Source organism: Collinsella aerofaciens (genome assembly GCF_001404695.1).
Classification (GTDB): domain Bacteria; phylum Actinomycetota; class Coriobacteriia; order Coriobacteriales; family Coriobacteriaceae; genus Collinsella; species Collinsella aerofaciens_E.
In genome coordinates, this window is the sequence record NZ_CZAQ01000033.1 from 9,007 (window position 1) to 23,938 (window position 14,932).

16 protein-coding genes are annotated in these 14,932 nt (G+C 64.2%); 1 reads left to right on the top strand and 15 read right to left on the bottom strand.

The window, feature by feature from the left end:
• The 6 genes from AQ996_RS08045 to larC2 form a co-directional block, all read right to left on the bottom strand.
• Nucleotides 1-882 (bottom strand): Ppx/GppA phosphatase family protein (locus tag AQ996_RS08045; protein ID WP_055252382.1); only part of this gene is annotated, 882 nt, incomplete at its 3' end.
• 28 nt (nt 883-910) lie between these two features.
• Complete coding sequence (locus AQ996_RS10130) at nt 911-1,669, bottom strand: FtsB family cell division protein (RefSeq protein ID WP_253274628.1); 759 nt, start codon at nt 1,667-1,669, stop codon at nt 911-913.
• A 196-nt stretch (nt 1,670-1,865) separates the two neighbouring features.
• On the bottom strand, nt 1,866-3,155 hold the full coding sequence (gene eno, locus AQ996_RS08055; protein WP_055252383.1) for a phosphopyruvate hydratase: 1,290 nt from the start codon (nt 3,153-3,155) through the stop codon (nt 1,866-1,868).
• Nucleotides 3,156-3,344: 189 nt separating this feature from the next.
• On the bottom strand, nt 3,345-4,205 hold the full coding sequence (gene mazG, locus AQ996_RS08060; protein ID WP_148315914.1) for a nucleoside triphosphate pyrophosphohydrolase: 861 nt from the start codon (nt 4,203-4,205) through the stop codon (nt 3,345-3,347).
• 2 nt (nt 4,206-4,207) lie between these two features.
• Nucleotides 4,208-4,756, bottom strand: a complete 549-nt coding sequence (gene yfcE, locus AQ996_RS08065) for a phosphodiesterase (RefSeq protein WP_055252384.1) — start codon at nt 4,754-4,756, stop codon at nt 4,208-4,210.
• Nucleotides 4,757-4,813: 57 nt separating this feature from the next.
• Nucleotides 4,814-5,299: a nickel pincer cofactor biosynthesis protein LarC2 gene (gene larC2, locus AQ996_RS08070; RefSeq protein WP_055252385.1), complete on the bottom strand. Its 486-nt coding sequence runs from the start codon at nt 5,297-5,299 to the stop codon at nt 4,814-4,816.
• A gap of 301 nt (nt 5,300-5,600) precedes the next feature.
• Between larC2 and AQ996_RS08075 the strand changes: the two genes are divergently transcribed.
• On the top strand, nt 5,601-6,512 hold the full coding sequence (locus AQ996_RS08075; RefSeq protein ID WP_055252386.1) for a PHP domain-containing protein: 912 nt from the start codon (nt 5,601-5,603) through the stop codon (nt 6,510-6,512).
• 27 nt (nt 6,513-6,539) lie between these two features.
• Here AQ996_RS08075 and hisE read toward each other — a convergent pair whose 3' ends face one another.
• The 9 genes from hisE to hisG form a co-directional block, all read right to left on the bottom strand.
• Nucleotides 6,540-6,857, bottom strand: coding sequence for a phosphoribosyl-ATP diphosphatase (hisE, locus tag AQ996_RS08080; RefSeq protein WP_055252387.1), 318 nt, complete (start codon nt 6,855-6,857; stop codon nt 6,540-6,542).
• Nucleotides 6,858-6,903: 46 nt separating this feature from the next.
• Nucleotides 6,904-7,233 carry a phosphoribosyl-AMP cyclohydrolase gene (gene hisI / locus AQ996_RS08085; RefSeq protein WP_055252388.1) on the bottom strand — a complete coding sequence of 110 codons (330 nt, stop codon included), beginning with the start codon at nt 7,231-7,233 and terminating at the stop codon, nt 6,904-6,906.
• Nucleotides 7,234-8,016: an imidazole glycerol phosphate synthase subunit HisF gene (gene hisF, locus AQ996_RS08090; RefSeq protein ID WP_055252389.1), complete on the bottom strand. Its 783-nt coding sequence runs from the start codon at nt 8,014-8,016 to the stop codon at nt 7,234-7,236.
• A gap of 3 nt (nt 8,017-8,019) precedes the next feature.
• Complete coding sequence (locus tag AQ996_RS08095) at nt 8,020-8,763, bottom strand: 1-(5-phosphoribosyl)-5-[(5-phosphoribosylamino)methylideneamino]imidazole-4-carboxamide isomerase (RefSeq protein WP_055252390.1); 744 nt, start codon at nt 8,761-8,763, stop codon at nt 8,020-8,022.
• The gene (locus tag AQ996_RS08100) at nt 8,760-9,461 is read right to left on the bottom strand and encodes an imidazole glycerol phosphate synthase subunit HisH (RefSeq protein ID WP_055252391.1); all 702 of its coding nucleotides are present in this window, start codon (nt 9,459-9,461) and stop codon (nt 8,760-8,762) included. The genes AQ996_RS08095 and AQ996_RS08100 overlap by 4 nt, the downstream gene beginning before the upstream one ends.
• A gap of 79 nt (nt 9,462-9,540) precedes the next feature.
• The gene (gene hisB, locus AQ996_RS09845) at nt 9,541-10,128 is read right to left on the bottom strand and encodes an imidazoleglycerol-phosphate dehydratase HisB (RefSeq protein WP_055252392.1); all 588 of its coding nucleotides are present in this window, start codon (nt 10,126-10,128) and stop codon (nt 9,541-9,543) included.
• Entirely contained in the window at nt 10,129-11,244 is a 1,116-nt protein-coding gene (gene hisC / locus AQ996_RS09850; RefSeq protein WP_055252393.1) for a histidinol-phosphate transaminase, read from the bottom strand.
• Between the two features lies 1 nt (nt 11,245).
• A complete protein-coding gene (hisD, locus tag AQ996_RS08115) occupies nt 11,246-12,682 on the bottom strand; it encodes a histidinol dehydrogenase (RefSeq protein WP_055252394.1) in 1,437 nt (478 codons plus the stop codon).
• A gap of 105 nt (nt 12,683-12,787) precedes the next feature.
• A complete protein-coding gene (gene hisG / locus AQ996_RS08120) occupies nt 12,788-14,503 on the bottom strand; it encodes an ATP phosphoribosyltransferase (protein ID WP_055252395.1) in 1,716 nt (571 codons plus the stop codon).
• Between the last annotated feature and the right edge of the window lie 429 nt (nt 14,504-14,932).

Consider the following 14,932-nt stretch of genomic DNA (forward strand, 5'->3'; position numbering starts at 1 on the left):
GCCACCAGCGCGCATGAGCTCGCGAATCACCACGGCGCCGGCCAAGATCACGCCCGCACGCTTGGGCTGCACGCCTGGCAGCGTGGCGATGCCCGCAACGTCCAGCGCAGACATGCACTCGATAGCGGTCGAGACCTGCTCCATCGAAAGCTCGCGCAGGTGCACAAAGCTCGAATCGTACGGCTCCAGCTCGTGAACGAGTGCAACGAGCGTGGTGACGGTGCCACCCACCGCGACCAAGCGCTCGGCGCGCTCAAAGTTGTTGGGCAGGCTCTCAAAGTACGCCGTAAACTGCTCGTTTGCCCAGTCGGCAGCAGCCGCAAGCTCACCTGCCAAAGGCGGCAGCGCCGAGAAAAACCGCTCTGTTACACGACGGCAGCCAATGTCCAGCGAACGCGTGCCCTCCAGCGCAAAGACCCCGCGCTCCGGAGCGTATACACCCGTCGCAAGCTCCGTCGACCCGCCGCCCGAATCCGCGACGATGATGCGCTCGCCCGCAAAGTCGTGCGCCACACCAAAAAACGTCAGGCGCGCCTCGACCTCGCCCGGAATCACCTGCGGTTCGAGCCCCAGCTCGCGCAGGCCGCCTAGCAGCAGGGCGGCGTTGGACGCATCACGCGCGGCGCTCGTGCATGTGGTGCAGATGCGCACGGCCCCAAAGGCACGGGCTTCGTCCACAAACATGCGGCACGCAGCGAGCACGCGCTCAACGGCCGCCTCGCAAAAGCGCCCCGTCGCGTCCACGCCCTCGCCCAAGTCGGTGATCTCGGTATGCTTGGACGATTCCACGATCGCCCCGGCCTCGACCTGCGCCAGCACCAGTCGCGACGACACCGTTCCCAGGTCGATCGCGGCCACCTTATATCGTTTGCACTCTGCCATTGCGGGCTCCCTTCCGGGCGTTACTCGCCTACTCGCCGCTGGACGCGACCGTCTGACCCTCGACACCGTTAAATCCAAACAGCATGTCGAGCGTCTGAATGTACCACGGCGCGTCCTTGCCGACTTCTTCGATCTCCTTGGCCACCTCGCTGGCATTCTTGGCGTTTGAGGACTTTTTGCTCGACGACGAATCCGAATCCTCGTCCAGACCCTGCACTTCAATCCTCTTCTCGCCGGGCATCACCATGCCCAGGTCCCGTGCCGAATCCTTAATGCCCTCTTCCGAGAACCACTTATCAGTGTCTTTTTTCATCTCATCATTGTATTGCTGGCGAATCTCGACCTGCTTGGCCAAGATATCGCTCGAGCGCTTTGCCACGTACAGATCGCGCACGGGGAAATACAGGCTCACGAGCACCAGCGCCACCACGATACCGATAAACAGCGGACGCAGAGGGCCATGCGTAAAGTCATAGATCGCCTTGACCACCGCGTTGTCGTTGGCGTAATGCATAAAGTCCGAGCCCGAAAGACGGTTCGAGGGCCTGCTCGATTTGTCGTGTGCCTGAGTCGAGGGACGCGACGCATGCGACGAACGTGCCGGGCGCACCGGTCCATCTGCCAAAGTATTTGATTGAGCATTGGGGCGCGAGGTACTTGTCGGGCGCTGCGTGGAGCGGTCGGCGCCGGCGTAGACGGACCCACCGAGCTGCACCGTGCGCGCACGGCGAGGCGACGGCTCGCGCGAACCGGCGGAATAGTACCTGTTGTCGTAAATCTGATCCATGTGCGCCTTGTGCGGTTGAGGTTTGTTTGCGCTAAGTCCTTTAGTTATAGCACGAGCGCCCGCACCGCCTTCGCCAGCCTTTGCTCGACATAAAAAAGGCGCTGAGCCATATGGCCCAGCGCCCGACAGAACTCTGTAGCGTCTAGCTGGGGCGGGGCGAAGCCGAGTCCATCCCCTCCCCACCAGGCTCGTCTATCTAGCGAATGTTGTAGAACGCGGCCTTGCCGGCGTAGCGCGCGCTGCCCTCGAGCTCGTCCTCGATGCGGATGAGCTGGTTGTACTTGGCGATACGGTCGCTGCGGCACGGGGCGCCCGACTTGATCTGGCCGGCGTTGATGCCCACGACCAGGTCGGCGATCGTGGAATCCTCGGTCTCGCCGGAGCGGTGGCTCACGATGCAAGCGTAACCGGCCTCCTTGGCGGTCTCGATGGCCTCGAGCGACTCGGTGAGCGTACCGATCTGGTTAACCTTGACTAGGATCGCGTTGGCGGCACCCAGCTCGATGCCCTTCTTGAGGCGCTCGGTGTTGGTGACGAACAGGTCGTCGCCCATCAGCTGCACCTTGTTGCCAATGCGACGGGTCAGCTCGACCCAACCGTCCCAGTCCTCCTCGGCCATACCGTCCTCGATGGAGATGATGGGATAGGTGTCGACGAGCTTCTCCCAGTAATCGACCATCTGGGCACTCGTGTACTCCACGCCCTCGCCCTTGAGCTCGTACATGCCAGTCTCGGCGTTGTAGAACTCGGTGGACGCCGGGTCCATGGCGTACATGAAGTCGACGCCGGGCTTAAAGCCAGCCTTCTCGACGGCCTTGGTAATGTACTCGAACGGCTCGGCGTTGGTCTTGAGGTTGGGCGCAAAGCCGCCCTCGTCGCCCACGCCGCCGCCCAGGCCGGCCTCGTGCAGCACGCCCTTGAGGGTGTGGTAGACCTCGGCGCACCAACGCAGGCCCTCGGCAAAGCTCGGGGCGCCCACCGGCATGATCATGAACTCCTGGAAGTCGACGTTATTGTCGGCATGCACGCCGCCGTTGAGGATGTTCATCATGGGCGTGGGCAGCAGGTGGGCGTTGACGCCGCCCAGGTACTGATACAGCGACAGGCCCGCCGACTCGGCAGCGGCGCGGGCAACGGCCAGCGACACACCCAGAATGGCGTTGGCGCCGAGATTGGTCTTGTTGGGGGTACCGTCCACGGCAATCAGCGCGGCATCGACGGCGCGCTGGTCGAAGGCGTCGAGGCCCACGACGGCGTCGGCGCACTCCTTGTTGACATGCTCGACGGCCTGCGAAACGCCCTTGCCCAGGTAGCGACCCTTGTCGCCATCGCGCAGCTCGCAGGCCTCAAAGGCACCGGTCGAAGCGCCCGAAGGCACCATTGCGCGGCCAAAGCTACCGTCCTCGAGCACGACCTCGACCTCGACAGTGGGATTGCCGCGGCTGTCGAGCACCTCGCGACCGTAGACGTCCAAAATATCGCTCATGTTGTCTCCCTCTCACTTGGAAACATAGTGGATGCAAGCGACCGGCTGACCGTGCACCGTCGGTGCGCCTCCGTAAGTTAGCCATGTCGCACTTTTTGCATTATGCCCTAAGTTAGCCGAGGGATACACTTGATTTTCGAAAAATATAGCGGGAACGATGAGGCGTGTCAGCCCGTCGTTCCCGCAGTCTTACTCCTCCGCCTTTGCGGCATCCCACAGGTCGTTAAGGCCGTGGGTCGAAAGCTCGGCAAGATCCACGTGGGCGTCAGCCGCCATCTGCTCCATCGCAGCCCAGCGGCGGCGGAACTTGGCCGTGCTCGCGCGCAGGGCACTCTCGGCGTCAATCCCCTCTTTGCGCGCAACGTTGACTAGAGCAAAGAGCAGGTCGCCAAACTCCATCTCGCGCTCGGGCGAGCCGGGAGCCTCGGCCTCAAACTCGGCACGCTCCTCGGCTACCTCGTCCCACACATCCTGGACCGTCTCCCATTCAAAGCCCACGGCAGCCGCCTTACGCGACACCTTCTGAGCCTGCATCAGCGCCGGCAGATGCGTGGGCACGCCGTCGAGTAGGCCCTCGGGCGCAGCCTCGCCCGCCGCCACGGCATTGTCCTTAGCGGCCTTCTCGGCAAGCTTAACCTCGTCCCAGATCTTGAGCACCTCGTCGGAGTTCTCGGCATCCACATCGCCAAACACGTGCGGATGACGGCGAATGAGTTTGGCGTCGATATCGCGTGCCACGTCGGCCAGCGTAAACTCACCGGCGTCGGCCGCAATCTGCGCATGCAGCACGACCTGCATGAGCACATCGCCCAGCTCCTCACGCAGGTGTGCTGCGTCGTCGGCCTCAATGCAGTCGAGCGCCTCGTAGGCCTCCTCGATCATGTTCTTGCCGATGCTCTGATGCGTCTGCTCGCGGTCCCACGGACAGCCGTCGGGCTGGCGTAGGCGCCAGATGGTCTGCACCAGATGCTGCAGCTCGGCCGACGCATCTACCAGCGTCGACAGGTCGCGCGAACCCTCGGCATTTTGCTGAGCCATATGCTCGGCCATGGTTACTCCTCCTCCAGGATCACGTGGCGGAACGCACCACCCTCATAGATACCGTAGCTGTGCGTACCGTCCTTGGGAATGCTCACGCTGCCGGGATTGAACAGCCACAGGCCCGGGTGTGCCTCGCTTGCCTCGTTAACCTTGATATGCGTGTGACCGTAGACGAGCGCGGAGCCCTCGGGCAGCGCAGGCGCGTGGTCGACGCTGTTGTGCATGCCGGCGCCAAAGACATGGCCATGCGTCAGGAACAGCTCGCGGCCGGCCTCGTCGAACAGCGTGGCGTAGTCTGCCATGACGGGAAAGTCGAGCACCATCTGGTCAACCTCGGCGTCACAGTTGCCGCGCACCGCGATGATGCGGTCGGCCAGGGCGTTGAGCAGCGGAATCACGCGCTTGGGGGCGTAATCGCGCGGCAGGTCGTTACGCGGGCCGTGATAGAGCAGGTCGCCCAGCAGCACGATGCGGTCGGGCCGCTCGGACTCGATGGCAGTGCACAGGCGCTCGGCCCAATATGCCGAGCCGTGGATGTCGGAGGCGATGAAACATTTCATGGGAAGTCCTTTCGGGATGGGGCAAATAGGGTTGGCGCGGCGCGTTACTTGACCGTGTTACTCAAATCGTAGTACCGCGCCCTGAGCCGCCTGCATCACGCGTTGGAGCGGCACGTTGTGCTCACGGGCAAGGCGGGCGCAGTCCTCGTACTCGGGCGCCGCGCGCTCGCTGCCATCGGGCAGGGTGGCCACTTTAACGGACACCTCGCCCCATGGCGTCGCTACGCGCTCAAAGCGGCGCGGCAGGCAGACACGCTCCATGACCTGGCGCCGAATACCGTTGGTCGTGGTTTCCAAAAAGATGATCGTCTGCAGACGGTCAATGTCCTCGCGGGAGCAGAGCACCTGCAGCTGCCAGCCGGGACGGCCTTTCTTGCAATAGAGGGGCAGCCAGTGTACCTCGCGCGCACCCGCCTCGCGCAGGCGATCGGCGGCGTAGGCGAGTACCTCGGGCGACGCGTCGTCGATGTCGCATTCCAGATTGACGATGGTTTCGGGCGCATCGGTCTCGCGGGACAGCGGTGATTTGCTATCGCATTGCATACGGTCCGGGTCCTTTCCACACGGGCTCGTTTTGTTCATCCAAACGCTAGCACATCGGACGTGGCGCAGACGTGACTTTCGTCCATCGCCGCCCTCGCCCCTATCCAAACGTGTACGTCAGCCTCCAAACATGCCATTTTTTGTCGGTTTTGGAGGCTGACGTACACGTTTTGAGAGCGCAAGCGAGGCCGCACCGCGCGCCGCGCAGCCTTTCCAATCGATTTCGACCCCCGACGTGCCCGGCGTTTTGAGAGTTGCGCCATTACAATGGAGCGGATTCGCCAAATGCAAAGGAGTCGCCATGCCCGCATGCCCGCTGGTCGATTGCCACACCCATACTTCGTTTTCGGACGGCCATGCCTCGTTTGAGGACAACGTCCGCGCCGCCACCGCTGCCGGATGCCGCGTCATGGTCTCGACCGACCACCTCACCTTGCCCGCCAGCATGGATGCCAACTGCGAGGTGCAGGTTGTCGAAAGCGACTTGCCGGCGCACCGTCTGGCTTTTGAGGACGCCCGCAAGCTTGCCGCGCAAATCGCACCCGAGCTCGAGCTTATCTATGGCTTTGAATGCGATTGGTACCAAGGTTGCGAGCCTTTGGTTGAGAGCTGGTCCCAGGGCGCTGTCGTACGTCTGGGTAGCGTGCATTGGATTGGCGGCCCGGGAGATATTGCGGCAGGCGCCGCAGGCACGGCGGGGACAGAGGACGTCGCTCGCCCCGACACGCCCGATTCGCTCTGCGGCTGGATTGATGACGCCACCAACCTGCACGTTTGGGAAAACTTAGGCGTGCGCGGCGTATGGGAGCGCTATGTCGACGACTGGTGCCGCGCCTGCGAGAGCTCGCTCAACTTTGACGTGATGGCCCATCCCGACCTAGTCATGCGTTTTTCGAAAGAGGGCTTTGCGCCCGACTTTGACCCCATGCCCTTTTGGGAGCAGATGGCCGAATGCGCGCACGATACGGGCCGCCGCGTTGAGGTTTCGACCGCCGCGCCGCGTAAGGGCCTCGACGACTACTATCCCGCGACCAAGCTGTTGCGTTGCTTCGCCCACGCCGAGGTGCCGATTACTTTTGGCTCGGACGCACACCGCGCCTGCGACATCTGCTGGAACATCCGCGAGGCTCAGGCCCACGCCTACGACTGCGGCTACCGAACCTTCGATATCCCCCACGCCACCGGCGAATGGGAACCCACGCCCCTCGTCTAACTAGTCACTGGGGACGTTCTTAAACAACTATTGACGGCGGGCGTTGAGTTCGCCGGCCAGCTCATCGAGGGTGATGCCGTAGCGCTCGAGCGTCACGAGCAGGTGGTAGATCAGGTCGCCGGCCTCGTAGCGGATGTGATCGTGGTCGTTATCCTTGCAGGCCATGATCACCTCGCTCGCCTCCTCGGCAAGCTTCTTGAGCAGCTCGTCCTCGACATCGGTCAGCAGGCGAGCGGTATAGCTCTCCTGCGGCGATGCGTCGCGACGGCCGTGAATCACCCCGGCGAGCCCCGTCAGCGTCTCACCGATATTTCCATCCTGAACATTCGCGGTGCGCACACCCATGGTTCAATCCTTTCTGGTTGGCCAAGCGCCTGGTCGAGCGCCCGCCCTACGCGAGTTTTCTAAAGAAGCAGGTACGGTTGCCGGTATGGCAGGCCGGACCCGGCGAGTCGACCTTGACCAGCAGCGTATCGCTATCGCAGTCGGCCCAGAGCTCCTTGACCTCCTGCATATTGCCGCTCGTCGCGCCCTTGTTCCAGAGCTCCTGGCGGCTGCGGCTCCAAAACCACGTGGTACCGGTCTTGAGCGTCAGCCCCACCGATTCCTCGTTCATCCAAGCAACCATAAGCACCTCACCGGTGTCATACTGCTGAACCACACAAGGAATCAGCCCACGGTCGTCGTATTTGAGCTCTGCCGCGGTTGTCACTTGCTCCATTTAGAAGTCCAATCTCACAGGTATTCCCTGGCTGGCCATGTATTCTTTGACTTCGCGAATGCTGAAGGTCCCAAAGTGAAAGACACTTGCTGCCAGCACGGCATCGGCTTCGCCCTCGATCACGCCCTCGGCAAAATGCTCGAGCGTGCCCACGCCGCCGCTTGCGATCACCGGGATCGGCACCGCACGCGCCACGGCGCGGGTGAGTGCCAGGTCGAAGCCAGCCTTGGTGCCGTCGCGATCCATGCTGGTGAGCAAGATCTCACCGGCGCCGCGACGAGCCGCTTCCTCGGCCCACGCCACCGCATCGATACCCGTGGCGTTACGGCCGCCCGCGGTAAAGACCTCCCACTTGTCGGCTCCCGGCTCACCGGGCAAACCAACACGCTTGGCATCGATCGCCACGACCACGGCCTGGCTGCCAAATGCAGCGGCAGCTTGGCTGACCAGCGACGGATCGCGCACGGCAGCAGAGTTGAGCGACACCTTATCGGCACCGGCAGCCACCATGGTTCGCATGCCCGCCAGGTCACGAAAACCGCCGCCCACGGTATAGGGAATGGCCAGCTCCTCGGCCGCATGCGCCGCCATCTCAATGGTCGTCGCACGGTTGTCGCTCGTCGCAGTGATGTCCAGGAACACGACTTCGTCCGCGCCCTCGCGGTCGTAGGCGCGCGCCAGCTCCACCGGATCGCCCGCATCGCGCAGGCTCACAAAGTTGACGCCCTTGACCACGCGGCCGTCCTTAACGTCCAGACAGGGAATCACACGCTTGGTAAGCATGGGCTACTCCTCCCCTCGGGCGGCGGCCAGCGCCTGTGCCAGCGTAAAGTTGCCCTCGTAGAGCGCGCGACCGGTGATCGCACCCTCAATAGCATCCTCACCCACCGCGGCAAGCGCGCAGATATCGTCGAGTGTCGAGATGCCACCCGAAGCCACGACGGGAAAACCCGCGACCTCGGCCACATGGCGATACGCCGCCACGTCGATGCCCGTCTGCATGCCATCGCGCGCGATGTCGGTGTACACCAAATGCTTAAAGCCCAGCTCGGAAAGCTGCGCCACCGCATCATCGAGCGCCACGCCCGCGCCATCGCGCCAGCCGTTCACCTTGACCTGGCCGTCACGGGCGGCGATGTCTGCCACCAGCAGCTCGCCAAAGCCGCGCGCTGCCACCTCGGCAAAACCCGGCTCGGTCACCAGCACGGTCCCCAGCGCAATACGGCGCGCGCCATAGCCGGCCAGCTCGTCGATGCGTGCGAGCGAGCGGACGCCGCCGCCCACGTCCACGGACAGACCGTCGACGCCGCAGATAGCCTTGATCGCCGTCGAGTTGGCAGCGCATGCGTCCTCATCCTCGCCAAAGGCAGCGGACAGGTCGACGACATGCACCCAGTTCGCACCCTGCTCGGCAAAGGAGCGGGCAACGGCCACGGGGTCGTCGGAATATACCTTGCAGCGGCTCCGGTCGCCGCGCTCCAGGCGCACGACCTTGCCGCCGATCAAATCGATTGCGGGAAACAGAATCATCGGCCGGCCTCCTCGACGATGTTGACGAAGTTCTTAAGGATGCGCTGTCCCAGCGCGGAGGATTTCTCGGGATGGAACTGGCAGCCCCACACGTTGCCGTGGCGCACGATGCACGGGAAGTTCCGCGTGTAGTGCGTGCGCGCCAGAACATCGGCGGCATCGACATCGTCGGCCACCGCATAGCTGTGGGTGAAGTACATGTTGGCGCCCTCGGCAAAACCGGCGAGCAATGGATCGGCCGCGCCGGCGGGCGTCATGTGCACCTGGTCCCAGCCCACGTGCGGCACCTTCAGGCGACTCGATTCCAAGCGCGTGCACGAGCCGCGCATAATGCCCAGGCCATCGACCCAGGGACCGCCGGCCTGCTCGGAGGTATCGTCGTCCGCGTCCGCGCCCTCGTCCGCCGGCACGCCCTCGTCGCCGCGTTCAAAAAACAGCTGAAGGCCCAGGCAGATGCCGAGCAGAGGAGTTCCGGCGGCAACGGCGTCAAGCACGGCCGCCTCCTCGCCGCTCTGGCGCATAAAGGCGATCGCGTCATAGAACGCGCCCACGCCCGGGATGACCAGGCCGTCGGCGTTGCGAATCTGCTCCGGATCGTCCGATGTGCAGGCAGCGGCACCGGCGCGCGCAAGCCCGCGCACGACGCTCGACAAGTTGCCCTTGTGGTAGTCGACCACCACGATCTTCGGTTCGCCCACGCGACCCTCCTTTTTCCATCATCCAAAACCACCACAAAGGGGACAGGCACCTTTGTGGTGGTTTCTGCCTATATGGCGGTTACAGCGAGCCCTTGGTGCTGGGGATTCCTTGCACGCGGGGATCAAGCTCGCAGGCGTGGCGCATCGTGCGTCCCACGGCCTTAAAGGCGGCCTCGATAATGTGGTGCGAGTTGCCGCCCGCCAGCTCGCGCACGTGCAGCGTGAGTTTGGCGTCTCGCGCAAAAGCGTAGAAGAACTCGACGGCCAGCTCGGTATCAAAGGTGCCCACGCGCTCGGTCGGCACGGGCAGATCGCAATAGGCCTGCCCGCGACCCGAGATATCAACGGCGGCTATCACGAGCGTCTCGTCCATGGCAATCGCCGCATCGGCAAAGCGCGTAATGCCCGCCTTGTCACCCAGTGCCTGGCAAAACGCCTCGCCCAGCACAATGCCCGTGTCCTCGACGGTGTGGTGCGCGTCGACCTCCACATCGCCCATCGCATGTACCGTCAAATCGAACAGGCCATGGCGGCCAAGGGCGTTGAGCATGTGGTCGAAAAACGGTACGCCGGTCGAGATATCGCACACGCCGGATCCGTCCAGATCGAGTCTAACGACAATGTCGGTCTCGCCCGTCTTGCGGGTCACCTCGACATAACGGCCCATCTACATCTCCTCCTTCACCAGCGCGGCAAACGCTGCCAGCACCTCGTCGTTTTCCTGCGGGGTACCCACGGTAATGCGCAGACAGTCCGCAAGCCCCGGCGCGTAGCTAAAGTCACGCACCAAAATTGAATACTCGTCGCGCAGGCGCTCGCGCACGCGCGTGGCGTGCGGCGTGCGCACGAGCACAAAGTTCGCCGCGCTCGGCCACGCCTCCACGGGCAGGCCCTCGGCAGCCATTGCGCGCAGGGCGCACAGCTCGCGCACGCGCTCAGATGCAACCCGTGCCACCACGGGCGCGTACGCATCGCGGGCACGCACGCAGGCAAGCGCCGCGGCATGGCTCAGCACGTTGACTGAATAGATCTGGCGAATCGCCGCGAACACGTCAATAACCTCGGGTGACGCAATCACATAGCCCAGACGCGTGCCGGCGGCGCCGAACGCCTTGGACAGCGTATGCAGAATCACCAGGTTGGAATGCTCGGCGATAAGCCCTTGCGCCGTGGTGGCCGCGCCAAACGAATCGTCAGCAAACTCCACGTAGGCCTCGTCGACCATCACCATGCCGGGACACGCATCGCACAGAGCCGCGATAAAGTCGAGCGGCGCCACGTCGCCCGTAGGATTGTTGGGCGAGGTCACAATCGCCAGGTTGCACTCGGGCGCTGCCGCAAGCACGGCAGCCTGATCGAGCTCAAAGGTCACCGGATCGCGCCACACGTCGCGCACCTCGGTCTGGCAGAGCGACGCAAAGAACGCATACTCGCTAAAGCATGGCGGGCAGTTGAGCAGGGTCCGCCCCGCGCCGCCAAACGCCAGCAGGTAGTTATAGAGCAGCTCGTCGCCGCCGTTGCCCACGCAGATGTTCTCGCGTGCCACGCCATGCCAAGCGGCAAGCTCGTCGCGCAGGTCGTTGGACATGGGGTCGGGATAGCGGTTGAGCGGCGTGGCGGCGAGTGCCGCGTCGACCGCCTCGCGCACGCCAGCCGGCACGGGATAGGTGTTCTCGTTGGCCGAAAGGTTGATGCGCGTGGGCGTAAAGTTGGGATCGTAGGGCTCAATGCCGGCCAAGTAGGGCTGGACGAGTTCCTTCATGCGAGGCGTCAGCTCGGCCATATTAGGCCTCCCCGCCGGTCGCGTTAGCGCCATCCGCGCCCGCAGCCGCCAAGTCCACACCCTCGGCGACCGTCGCCGCGGCGTCGCCCGGCCAGGCAACCTTGGTCAGGTCGGCCGCCGCCAGCGACTCGGCGCTCACGGAATCCTCGCCCTGTTCCAGCACGCGACGACGCAGGGCGGCAGAAAGCGCGTGCGCCCACAGGCCCTCGGCCTCGGCCAAGCGCTGCGTAGCGGGAGCGTCGGAGAGCAGGCCCTCGGGCGTATAGCAGATAACGCTTGAGCGCTTAACGAACTCCTCCACCGAAAGCGGGTTGGAGAACACGGCCGTGCCGCCGGTCGGCAGCGTGTGGTTGGGGCCGGCAACGTAATCGCCGAGCGGCTCGGAGCTCCAAGCGCCCACAAAGATGGCGCCGGCGTTGCGAATGCCGCCAAGCAGGCCCATTGCATCCTTGCAGTGCAGCTCCAGGTGCTCGGGCGCCACGGTGTTCACGGCCTCGACGGCGGCAGCCATATCGGCGGCCACCACGATGGTGCCCTCGTTGTCGAGCGAGGCGCGCGTAATCTCGGCACGCGGCGACTGCGCCACCAGAATGTCGATACCCGCCTCGACCTCGCGCGCAAACTGCTCGTCGCAGGTCACCAGATAGCAGGCGGCCAGCGGATCGTGCTCGGCCTGGGCCATCAGGTCGGCCGCGACCACCATGGGTTTGGCCGTGGCATCGGCCAGCACGCAAACCTCGGAGGGGCCGGCGACCATGTCGATGCCCACGTCGCCCGAGACAATCTGCTTGGCTGCGGCGACAAAGGCGTTGCCCGGTCCGGTGATCTTGTCGACACGCGGAATGGTCTCGGTACCGTACGCCAGCGCGGCCACGGCCTGGGCGCCGCCCACCATATAGATCTCGTCCACGCCGCCGAGCTTGGCCGCGGCGAGCGTATAGGGGCTGATCAGGCCGTCCTTTTGTGGCGGCGTCACCATGACCACGCGCTTAACGCCGGCCACCTTGGCAGGGATAGCGTTCATGAGCACGGTGGAGGGATACTGCGCGCGACCGCCCGGCACGTAGATGCCGGCCGCGGCAAGCGGGGTCACCTTAACGCCGAGCATCGTGCCGTCCGGGCGCGTGGTAAACCAGCTCTGCTCGACCTCGCGCTGGTGAAACTCACGGATCTGGCGCGCGGCCTTTTCGAGCGCGGCGACAAAGGCCGGGTCGAGGCCTTCGAGCGCAGCATCGATCTGCTCTTGCGGCAGACGAAAGCTTTGCAGCTCGACACCGTCAAAACGCTGGCAGTAATCGCGCACCGCAGCATCGCCGTTGGCACGCACGTTGGCCACGATATCGCGGGCGGCGTCGACGATGTTTTGCGGCAGCACACCCTTGCGGTTGAGCTGGTTGGTAACGAGGCGCTCACCGGGAGCAAGCTTGATGGTCTTCATATCGGTATCCCCTATCGGTCGAGGTTGCGTTTGGAAAACGAGATGCCGGGCAGCGGCACCAATCGGCCCGCAGTCCGGATATGGGGGCGCCCGTGCGCGCTCGCGCTATTGTGCCGAGCCCGCGACGGGCTCAAAATGCTTGTCCTTCACGGCAGCCGCCAGGCGATCGGCCAGGTTGCGAACGCGCGGATCCAGGCGCGCGGCACCCGGGTTGACGAAGAAGCGGGCCGTGCAGTCCATAATGCGGCCGGTGATGACCAGGTCGTTGTCGCGCAGCGTGGCGCCCGTGGCGGTGATATCCACGATGCGATCGGTCATACCGACGATGGGTCCCAGCTCGATGTTGCCGTGCAGCGAAACAATGTCGGCGTTCACGCCGCACTCGGCATACCAGGCACTCGCGATGCGCGGGTACTTGGTTGCCACGCGAAGCGAACCGCGGCGGGCATAGTTGCGCTCGGCCTGACCGGCGCGCCAAACGGGCTCAGCCTCAATAAAGGTGCACAGGCCGTAACCCAAATCGACCAGCTGCAGCAGGTTGAGGTCGGCCTCGATAAGCGAATCCCAGCCGCAGATGCCGCAATCGGCCCCACCGCAGCCCACAAAAGCGGGCGCATCGCTGGGGCGCACGATGACAAACTCGATATCGCCGACCGCGCCCTCGCCGACACGCGTATCACGGCCGCGCACGATCAGGTGACGGCCGGGGTCGCGCAGCTCGGAGACGTCCAGGCCCGCGGCCTCGAGCACGTCGAGCGTGTCGGCCTTAAGCGAGCCCTTGGGAACGGCGATGCGCAGCGGACCCTCGGCACCACGGCCCGCGGCGTGGTCGCCGTCGGAAGCGGCGTCCTCAGCCGAAGTGTGCGCGGCCTCCAGACGCTCGAGCGAAAAGGCAAATCCCGCCGCCGGTACCTCGATGCCATCGCCGAACGCGCCGGTAAAGATGGAGTCGTAGCGACCGCCCGAACCCACCGAATCGGGCAGGCCACCGGCATAGGCCTTAAAGACCAGGCCCGTGTAGTAATAAAAAGAGTTCATGATGGAGAAGTCGAAGGACAGCACCTGGGCGTCCTCGGGAGCCAGGCCCTCGACCAGGGCACGCAGCTCGCGCGTCAGCGGCGCGACGATACCGGCAGCTTCCAGCAGCGCATCCACACGGTCGAGTATCTCGGCACCGCCGTGCAAGCGCGGCAGCTCGCTAATGGCGGCCTTGACGGCCTCGGGCTCGGCGCTTGCCGCCACGCGGGCATCGAGGCCCACAAAGTCATTGGCGTGCACGCAGCGCAGGGCCTCGGCAGCCAGCTCGCGATCCTCGCACGCCGCGAGCAGCTCCTTAAAAGGACGCACGCTACCTGCGATAATGCGCGCATCGGGCAACGCCAGCTTGCGCACGGCCTCGGCTACCAGCGAGACAATCTCGACATCGCCCGCGGCGTCGCCCGCACCGATGAGCTCAAAGCCCAGCTGCGTAAACTGACGCGAGCCGCCGGCATTGCGCTGGCACTCGCGAACCACCGGCGCCTCGTAGCGCAGGCGCAGGGGCAGGTCGGCCGCGCGCATGCGGGTCGAAACCAAGCGCACGATCGGCAACGTGTTGTCGGGACGGACCACCAGCAAACGCCCATCATCGTCAAAGAGCTTAAACGGCGTGTCCGCAATGCGGCCACCTTCCTCGAGCGAACCCTTGTCCTCGAGCAGAGGCGTCTCGACCGGAAGGTAATGATGCTCCCTGAAGCAGCCCTTCACCGTACATGCGATCTCCTCGCGCGCCTGAGCCTCCTCGGGCAATATGTCCCGGAATCCCCACGGTGTGGCCGTCATCTGGTGAGCCTCCTCATGCTGTGTTTCATATAGAACAGAAGACCGGCATAGCTCCGCCGGTCTTCTGGGTACTTTAGCATACTAGAGTGCTTGCGGGGAAAATCGTCTCCCTCGGCTCACAGCGTATTCATTTAGAAACATAGGGGCAAGCTCTCAGCTTAATCTGGCGATTCCCCCAGCCCAGTCGGAAAGCGCGTCCCACTCCGAGCCGCAAGCCCGGGATGAACTTTCCGCCGAAGACACCCTGCGCCGACAGCAACGCAAAAAGGGCGCCCGCGCAAATGCGGACGCCCTTGTGTAGGGTCGAGATATCAACCAGCCAAGATATCGGACCTGCGACCAGCTCTTAGTAGTCGAACTGGTGGTAGTAGCGGCGGTACTTGAGGTTGTGCTTGGTGACCAGCTCGTAGTTGCGCGAGAGGCGGTCGG